This is a genomic window from Bacillus sp. SIMBA_005 (assembly GCF_046535585.1).
In the GTDB taxonomy this organism is placed as follows: domain Bacteria; phylum Bacillota; class Bacilli; order Bacillales; family Bacillaceae; genus Bacillus; species Bacillus pumilus.
Window position 1 is genome coordinate 1 of the sequence record NZ_JAWRWI010001039.1, and the last position, 242, is coordinate 242.

The window sequence follows — 242 nt, forward strand, 5'->3', positions numbered from 1 at the left end:
CCGTATCGTATTATATTTTGTATGTAGTTATACGATACATCTTTTTCTAGAAGGAAGATGTAATGTTGTTTACAACTCATTTTGAAAATCTCTTTGCTACTTGATACGCTCCAGCATTTTTCAGTCTAAGAAATGTTTCTCTCCTAAAGCTTTCCGATGAATATAGATTGTTTTAAATCCTGTCTTAATGACTTCTTCTTTAACAAGTTCTTGTAAGACCACAGTTACAGCTTCTCTGGTTG

1 pseudogene is annotated in these 242 nt (G+C 32.6%); it reads right to left on the minus strand.

The features are described from left to right. Window positions 1-120: 120 nt before the first annotated feature. A pseudogene (locus SB660_RS23285) lies at window positions 121-242 on the minus strand (Crp/Fnr family transcriptional regulator); the annotation flags it as partial.